The sequence below is a fragment of the Candidatus Kosakonia sp. 282A-S69 genome (assembly GCF_029433855.1).
GTDB lineage: Bacteria > Pseudomonadota > Gammaproteobacteria > Enterobacterales > Enterobacteriaceae > Kosakonia > Kosakonia cowanii_A.
On record NZ_JAROAU010000005.1, the window covers coordinates 216238 to 216466 of the forward strand.

Consider the following 229-nt stretch of genomic DNA (forward strand, 5'->3'; position numbering starts at 1 on the left):
GAAAGAAGGTGATCCAATGCCTACTAACAATAAACCCAATAGATTAATCGCTGAGAAATCTCCTTATTTACTTCAACATGCTCATAACCCTGTGGACTGGTTCCCTTGGGGAGAAGAAGCATATGAAAAAGCGAAACGCGAAAACAAGCCGGTTCTGGTCAGCATCGGTAGTTCGACATGTCATTGGTGCCATGTCTATTAGAATAACCATAATAGATCTTTTATGACT

General features: G+C 40.6%; 1 protein-coding gene. It reads left to right on the top strand.

The window, feature by feature from the left end; genetic code table 11:
* On the top strand, positions 1 to 202 hold a 202-nt coding region (locus PU683_RS22030; RefSeq protein ID WP_277174656.1), incomplete at its 5' end, for a DUF255 domain-containing protein.
* Positions 203 to 229: the final 27 nt, after the last annotated feature.